Raw genomic sequence first — 7,213 nt, 5'->3', positions numbered from 1 at the left:
CCAGCGCGCGGCGGCTTTCCAGTTCGGCGTTGAACCAGTAGCGCGGCTCCATCGTGACGACCGAGCGTGGCGTCTCGCCATCAAGCCCGCCCCGCCAGGTCTGCACCACGCCCTGCGCATAGTTGGTGACATAGTTGGCGGTATTGGGCTGCGAACCGTCGGCGATGATCTGCACCAGAGGTCGCGTGCCGCGATCAGCCAGGCGCTGCTCGAAATCCTGCGGGATCACCACCAATCCGCGCAAGTCGCCCGAGACAACCCGGTCGGCGACCTCGCGCCGGTCATGGGCGAAGGTGACGTCCAGATAACGGGTGCCGGCGAAGGCGGCGGCCAGCGATTGCGCCGAAGCAGACTGCGATTCCTGCACGACACCGATGCGCACCGCGCGCACGTCGAGCGACACCGCATAGGAAAACAGCAGCAGCAACACGACCGGAAGGGCGAAGGCGATCAGCAGCGTGGACGGATCGCGCATCGCCTGCAGGCTTTCCTTGAACACCAGCGCCCAAAGGCGCTTCGGATCGAAGCGGCGCATGGCTTGAAGGTCCGTTCGCAATCCGCCCGCGCCGTTCATGCGGCAACTCCGCTGCGGGCTTCGTCAGCGCGGTCCTCGGCTTCGACCAGATGAATGAAGGCGTCTTCCATGGTCGGGTCCGGCCGGAGATCGCTGACCGCGCCGCGTTTGAGGGCGTCCGGCGTGTCGAGCGCGATCAGCCGGGCGCGATAGAGCATCGCCACCCGATCACAATATTCCGCCTCGTCCATGAAGTGGGTGGTGACCATCACCGTCACCCCCTTGCGGGCAAGGCCGTTGATATGGGTCCAGAATTCGCGGCGCGTGATGGGATCGACGCCCGAAGTCGGTTCATCCAGGAACAGCACGGGCGGGCGGTGCATCACCGCGCAGGCCAGCGCCAGACGTTGCCTGACCCCGAGCGGCAGGGACTCCGGCGCCGCCGACAGCCAGGGTTGCAGCCCGAAGATGTCGATCATCTCGTCGATCCGCGCCTGCCGCGCGGCGCCTTTCAGGCCATAGACGCCCGCGGAGAACTCCAGGTTCTGCCGCACGGACAGCAGGCCATAGAGCGAGAATTTCTGCGCCATATAGCCAAGCTGGCCTTTGGCAGCACCGGTCGCCCGGCGCAGGTCCAGCCCCACCACCTGCGCTTCGCCGCTGGTGGGTTTGAGCAGGCCGCACAGCATCTTGAAGGTAGTCGATTTGCCGGCGCCGTTCGGCCCGAGCAGACCGAATATCTCGCCCTTGCGGACCTCGAAGCTCACCATGTCGGTGGCGGTGAAATCGCCGAAACGCTTGGTCAGATCGCGGCAGGAGACGGCAACGTCTGAAGCCAGTTCGACCGGCGGCATCCCTTCGGCAAGCGCCGATGTGCCGCCCGGACCGCCGCCCAGAAGATCAATGAAGGCATCCTCGAAGCGGGCAGGCACCGCTTTCAGTTGCGCGCCGACCCGATCGGCGAGCGCGCTAATTTGCTCGGTTCCCGCATCGGCGCGCAGCACCACGCGGACGCCGGCGCCCTGGATCACCCCGTCGCCGACACTGTCCAGGCTGAGCACTTCGGCTAGCACGGCCCGCCGCCGCTCGCCGACCTGTTCCAGCCGAAAGCTCCGGCTTGTAAGGCGCGCGGTCAGCTCTCCGGGCGGTCCGTCATAAGCGAGCTGCCCTTCGTTGAGCAGCAGCACATTGTCGCAGCGTTCGGCTTCGTCGAGATAGGCAGTCGACCAGACCACGGCCATCCCTTCGTCGGTCAGCGCCTGCACCATGCGCCACAGGTCCTGACGGCTGACCGGATCGACGCCGACGCCCGGTTCGTCGAGCAGCAGGACGGCAGGCCGGGCCATCAACGCGCAGGCGAGGCCCAGCTTCTGCTTCATGCCGCCGGAGAGCTTGCCCGCCAGGCGTCCGGTAAAAGGGGCAAGGCGCGTGAAGTCGAGCAATTGGGCAAACAGGTCGGTGTGCCCATCGGCATCCATGCCGCGCAGCTGTGCATAGAGGCGCATATTCTCCATGACCGACAGGTCTTCGTAGAGCCCGAAGCGTTGCGGCATGTAGCCTGTCGCAACATGGATGGCGTCATTGTCGTCCGCCACATCGAAGCCCGCTACCGTGGCGTGGCCGCTGTTCGGCACCAGCAGTCCTGTCAGGATACGCATCAGGGTGGTCTTGCCCGCGCCGTCCGGCCCGACCAGCCCGGTCAGTCGGCCATAGCTTATCTGCGCGCTGAGATCCTGTAACGCAGGCGCACTGCCGAAATGCTTGCTCAACCTGTCGATGACGACCGCGACATCGCCATTTTGCTCCTGTGGCGCGGTGGCGGGCGGCACGTCAGCGGCCTTTGGCGCGCGCGCCGGTGGCTTGTCCGGCTTCGACCTCGATCGTTACCGGCATGCCCTGACGCAGCGCAGCATCGGCATTGGTGACCACGATCCGCAGGCGATAGACCAGATCCGTGCGCAGATCGGTGGTTTCTACCGTTTTTGGCGTGAACTCCGCCCGCGGTGATATGAACCCGATCTGGCCTTGATAGGTCTTGTCGGACGAGTCGCTGCGAACGCGCACCCGCATTCCGGGCGCGATGCGCCCCAGATCCGGTTCGCCGACATAGGCGCGGACATAAACCGGTGCATCAAGGCTGAGGCTATAGACCGGGCTTTGGCTGACAACCATGCTGCCGGGTTCGCGCACCCGTGCGATGATTGTGCCGGTGCCGGGTGCAAGCAGAACCGTGTCGGCAAGAGCGGTGGCGGCTTGAGCCCGTGCTGCCTGTGCGGCGGCGAGGCGGGCTTGCCCGGCCGCGATGTCTTCCTTGCGAAACCCTTCGGTGGCTTGCGAATGCGCGGCCCGGGCCGCTTTGACACTGGCGGCGGCCTGATCGCGCGCAGTGCGCGCGGCATCGACCGTCTTTTGACTGGCGGCTCCCGACGCGAGCAACTGGCTCTGCCGATCAAAATTACGCTCCGTGTCCCTGGCGACGGCCAGGGCCTGATTGAGGGCCTCCTGCGCCTGCGCAATCTCCTGCGGCCGCAGCCCGCGGCGCAGTTTGTCGAGGTCTGCCTGTGCGACCGCTACGGCGGCGTCGGCGGCCGCGAGCGCTTCCTCGAACGGCTGCGCGTCGAGAGTCGCCATATGTGCGCCCGGCTCGACATGATCGCCTTCATCGAACAGCATCTGCGCGACGCGGCCGGACTGGCGGAAGGCCAATTGCACCTCCCGAATATCGACATTGCCGTACAGATTGAGGGCGTCGCCGTCGCGGCTGCCCCGCTGCATCCACAGCCATCCAGCACCGATGATCGCGATGACGGCCGCAATGATCAGGATCCGCTTTGTCGTGCCGGACAGGCGGATGTTCTTCATGATGATGCTCCGACGCCGCGCAGATAGATGGCGAACACGCCGGGCGCATCGCTGCGGATGCGGGTCACATCGCCCGCCAGCATGGATTGCATGACCAGGCCCTGGACCGTGCCGATGAACAGGGTGGCCGCGGCTTCCGGATCGAGGTCCGCATGCAGTTCGCCCCGTGCCTTTCCGGCGTCGAGCAGGGTATGCAGCCGTTCGCCATAATGGCGGATCAGGGTCTGGGCCATGCGCTTGGGAAGCGTCTCGCCCGGTCGCTGCAACTCCCCGAACAGCATTCGCGGCACACCGGGGTGGTCAGACACGAAATCGATATGCGTCATGAAAACCGCCTCAAGCGCGGCAGCCGGAGAGGCGGCTTCTTCGATCGCCTTGTCCACGCGGGCGAGCAACCGCTCGGTCACCCAGGACATGACCGCCTGCAGGATGGCGTCCTTGGTCGGGAAGTGGCGGAAGAGAGCGCCCTGGGTCAGACCCATCCGCTGGGCGATGGCCGTCGTTGTGATGTCGCTCGGGTTCTGTTCCGCGGCCAGGTCGACCACCGCCTCCACGGTCGCCGCCCGTCGCTCGTCAGCGGGAAGATGTTTGGAACGCCCATTCATTGTTCGCGCCTTCAAAAGAAAGTAATTTATTACTTTCTATCTTTTTCGTATACCAACCGCAAGAGGGAACCGCCGAGGGGCAAACTTCATGAACGTCAAGAGCGGGAGAGGAGAAGGCCTGAAGGTCGGTCACAGCGTGCCCGAGCGGCCTTTCGCGGTAAACTAAGGCTTCGAACCAATCGCGTTGCCAGCTTGATCCATTTGCGCGGACTGGATGTGAACGAAGTGAGTTGAGGTATGATCGAACTACGCCAGCTACGCTACCTGCTTGCGGCGGCCGAAGCGGGCAGTTTCAGCCGGGCGGCGCGGAACATGAATATCAAACAAGCTACGCTCAGCCGACACATCCTCGAAATCGAGAAGGCTTCGCGGCGCTCCTGCCAGTATTGGGCGCTGCCACCGTCGCCGTGCCTGATATTGTCCATGACTGCTTTCCTTTCTTCAAATCGCCAGCAGGGCGATGGCTGGGCCATCGCTCCTGCCTTCGCGTCGAGCAGCCGGGGGTGTGGGGGGCAGCAAGAATCTGCCGGAGTGGTGCGGACGGGCGCCCTGGCGCCAACCCGGTCCGGCCGATTGTTGTTGCTGGGGAGCGGGGGCGGAGCGCCCTGATTCCCACTCAAGAAAATGATCGCCGGGATACCGGCTCGGCCACCGGGCCGACACGACGGTCGATGGCGCACGCTGCTTTATGAAAGAAGAAAGCGCCCCGCCATCGCTGGCGAGACGCTCTTGCAGTCTGCCGGTTATTCCTCGATCTCGATCTCAAAGACAGTGTTCCATGGAAGGCAAATGGCTACATGCCTGTGCTTGACCGCAAGGACGATCCCGAAGCGATCGACGGCGACAAGGGTGGCCGCCTCATACATATCGTCCAGCGTTGTGACGTTGACGGTGGTAATCGCAAATTCGGCCAGCACCGTGCGGAGATATTCGAGCATCTTGTTCGTCCTTTCCTGCTTCGGGACCGCTCCATGCGGTCTCGTGGCGGTTCAGGGACCGGGAACATTCGGCGGCGCACCGCTGGCTCGGGGTTCCTGTCGCGCTCGCGCGGCGGGGTGGGCTTGCGGCCATCGGACGGCCGAAGGGCCGCTTTTTTGCTTCGCGATGCAAAGCGCGCCAGCACGGCGGAAAAAAGCGGCCCGGCGCCGTTGCGCCGACAGGTGGCCCCGGTCAGAACAGCCACGAGAGAGGCCGCGAGGGGCGGTCACGCAGGCAGGACGGGAGAGATGACGCTCCCGGCAAAGCCCGAAAAATCTGCCATCCGGTCTACAGTGCGCAAGACCACATGGAGGCTGTCCCTGGCGACGATCACGCCGTCATGGCGACGCACAGGAAGCTGCCGCATGGCGCCGGCGCGGCCCCAAGGCCGATCTCGCTTTCGATCGGTCCCGCCAGATCACGACGGCCGATACGGTTTCACCCGGCGCAGATCCTTTGTCGAAAATTGAGAGCGCCCCGCCTTACTGACGGGACGCTCTCGCGATCAGTCGACTTTCAACTCGAACTTGCCGGTTACCTTGGTCGAGACAAGCCGAAGATGAACGTCCGGCGCTAGGACCGGATTGAGATTGAATGAAGCGTAAGGCTTTCCGTCCCTGGCGGACTTGAGCCAGCCGACACCGAACTCGATGCTCTCATCGTCGGCGGCAACGATGCGATAGTCGGGCGACTTGTCGCTCGCCTTGTCGTCGACCCGGAGGATTTCCACCTTTTCGCTGGTGCCGAAAAACCGGATTTCACCGTGGAAGCCGCGATCGGTTGCCTTGAAGTTTCCGCAGATCATGTCGTTAGTCCTTTCTTGCTTCGGGACCGCGCCCATCGCGGCCTCGATGGCTGTCACCCGGACGAGGGACGACCGGCCCGCACCCGAAGGGCGGAACGAAGTGGCAGACGGCGGCGGACGGCTTTTTTGTTTCGCGATGCAAAGTCGGCTTGTCCGGCGGCGGAAAAATCCGTTCGATGCCGTTGCGGGAAGATGGGTGGACCTCGACCAGACAAGCCATTGGAGAGGCCCCGTGGGCGGCGATCCCGCGCAAGATCAGGGGTATGGTGAGATAATCGGAGGCGCTTTACGGTCACTGGTCGAAGCAATGTCAACGACGGTTCGGTATCACGAAGGAGCGTGAAAGCCGGGGCTTAACCAGCCCTTCGCCGATGCTACCGCACTGCTCCGATGAACGACTTTGGGGACTCCGGCTCGCTCATACCTTGGAATGCGTTGTAGCCCGGTTGTAGCCCAGCCCAAAAATGAAAGAAGGCCGCTTTCGCGACCTTGTATAACCCACTGATTTTCTTGAAGTTTTTGGAGCGGGCGAAGGGATTCGAACCCTCGACCCCAACCTTGGCAAGGTTGTGCTCTACCCCTGAGCTACGCCCGCTCTGGCGGCTGGCGACCGGGTGGTGCCAGCGGGTGAGGAGCGCGATTAGCATCGGCTCGGAGAGTCGGCAAGCCCTGTTTGCGCTTTTTCGCGCAAGGGTTGGCAAGCCGCCTTCAATTCCCACATAAGCGGATCGACACAGTCCGGCCCGGCGCTGCAACCGCCGCGCCGGACCCGGCAGAACGCACAAGCAGGAGCAATCATCCGTGGCCACGCTCGGTCTCAATGCGCAGGACAAGGAAGCCGTCGAAGCCTTCCGCCGCGACGTCGTCGATCCCTCGATGAGCAAGCTCGTCATCCTCGATTTCTGGGCCGAATGGTGCGGGCCGTGCAAGCAGCTCGCCCCCGTGCTCGAAAAGGTCGCCGCCGACTATGCCGACAAGGGCGTCGTGCTGGCGAAGGTCGACGTCGACGCGAACCGCTTCATCGCCAGCCAGTTCCAGGTCCAGTCGATCCCCACCGTCTATGCGATCTTCCAGGGCCAGCCGGTCGCCAACCTGACCAATGCGCGCAGCGAGAGCCAGCTCAAGGCGATGCTCGACCAGCTCCTCGCGCAGCTTCCGATCGAAAGCGAGGCGGGCGTCCGCGCGGTCGAGATCGCGCCGCTGCTCGAAATGGGCGAAGCCGTGCTTGCCGAAGGCGACGGCCAGCGCGCCGTCGGCATCTTCGGCCAGATCGTCGAGATCGCGCCCGACAACGCCGCCGCGCACGGCGGGCTGATCCGCGCCATGCTGCTCGCGGGCGACCGCGAGGGCGCGCAGGGCGTGCTCGACGCGCTGCCCGCCGAAATCGCCGGCGACCCCGCGATCGCGCAGGCGCGCAGCGCGCTGGCGCTCGCCGCCGACGCGCCCGAC

Annotated in this window: 8 protein-coding genes and 1 tRNA gene; 2 read left to right on the top strand and 7 right to left on the bottom strand. The window is 64.6% G+C overall.

All coding sequences use genetic code 11. The features are described 5' to 3' along the window. The 4 genes from SGR02S_RS18470 to SGR02S_RS18455 form a co-directional block, all read right to left on the bottom strand. Window positions 1-574 (bottom strand): ABC transporter permease (locus tag SGR02S_RS18470; RefSeq protein ID WP_156483130.1); only part of this gene is annotated, 574 nt, incomplete at its 3' end. Continuing rightward, window positions 571-2,343: an ATP-binding cassette domain-containing protein gene (locus SGR02S_RS18465; RefSeq protein ID WP_067113542.1), complete on the bottom strand. Its 1,773-nt coding sequence runs from the start codon at window positions 2,341-2,343 to the stop codon at window positions 571-573. The genes SGR02S_RS18465 and SGR02S_RS18470, both read right to left, overlap by 4 nt. Window position 2,344: 1 nt before the next feature. After that, complete coding sequence (gene hlyD, locus SGR02S_RS18460; RefSeq protein ID WP_067113539.1) at window positions 2,345-3,376, bottom strand: secretion protein HlyD; 1,032 nt, start codon at window positions 3,374-3,376, stop codon at window positions 2,345-2,347. Further along, window positions 3,373-3,981, bottom strand: coding sequence for a TetR/AcrR family transcriptional regulator (locus SGR02S_RS18455; protein WP_067113536.1), 609 nt, complete (start codon window positions 3,979-3,981; stop codon window positions 3,373-3,375). The genes hlyD and SGR02S_RS18455 overlap by 4 nt, the downstream gene beginning before the upstream one ends. A 237-nt stretch (window positions 3,982-4,218) precedes the next feature. Here SGR02S_RS18455 and SGR02S_RS20775 point away from each other — a divergent pair, with 237 nt between their 5' ends. Further along, window positions 4,219-4,590, top strand: coding sequence for a LysR family transcriptional regulator (locus SGR02S_RS20775; RefSeq protein WP_293862207.1), 372 nt, complete (start codon window positions 4,219-4,221; stop codon window positions 4,588-4,590). 134 nt (window positions 4,591-4,724) lie between these two features. Here the strand turns inward: SGR02S_RS20775 and SGR02S_RS18450 are convergent, their stop codons facing one another. The 3 genes from SGR02S_RS18450 to SGR02S_RS18440 form a co-directional block, all read right to left on the bottom strand. Next, entirely contained in the window at window positions 4,725-4,919 is a 195-nt protein-coding gene (locus tag SGR02S_RS18450; protein ID WP_067113527.1) for a hypothetical protein, read from the bottom strand. A gap of 545 nt (window positions 4,920-5,464) precedes the next feature. Further along, complete coding sequence (locus SGR02S_RS18445) at window positions 5,465-5,821, bottom strand: DUF736 domain-containing protein (RefSeq protein WP_255211525.1); 357 nt, start codon at window positions 5,819-5,821, stop codon at window positions 5,465-5,467. A 463-nt stretch (window positions 5,822-6,284) separates the two neighbouring features. Next, a tRNA-Gly gene (locus tag SGR02S_RS18440) sits at window positions 6,285-6,359 on the bottom strand. 206 nt (window positions 6,360-6,565) lie between these two features. Between SGR02S_RS18440 and SGR02S_RS18435 the strand changes: the two genes are divergently transcribed. Beyond that, a partial coding sequence (locus SGR02S_RS18435; protein WP_067113523.1) for a thioredoxin domain-containing protein occupies window positions 6,566-7,213 on the top strand: 648 nt, incomplete at its 3' end.

Origin of the sequence: Sphingopyxis granuli NBRC 100800 (assembly GCF_001591045.1) — a bacterium.
In the GTDB taxonomy this organism is placed as follows: Bacteria; Pseudomonadota; Alphaproteobacteria; order Sphingomonadales; family Sphingomonadaceae; genus Sphingopyxis; species Sphingopyxis granuli.
This window is presented reverse-complemented; position numbering and strand designations above follow the sequence as displayed.

Bases quoted from the DNA above. Each gene is read 5' to 3' on its own strand.
- hlyD (WP_067113539.1), bottom strand. From the start codon at position 3,376: ATGAAGAACATCCGCCTGTCCGGCACGACAAAGCGGATCCTGATCATT.
- SGR02S_RS18455 (WP_067113536.1), bottom strand. From the start codon at position 3,981: ATGAATGGGCGTTCCAAACATCTTCCCGCTGACGAGCGACGGGCGGCG.
- SGR02S_RS20775 (WP_293862207.1), top strand. From the start codon at position 4,219: ATGATCGAACTACGCCAGCTACGCTACCTGCTTGCGGCGGCCGAAGCG.
- SGR02S_RS18450 (WP_067113527.1), bottom strand. From the start codon at position 4,919: ATGCTCGAATATCTCCGCACGGTGCTGGCCGAATTTGCGATTACCACC.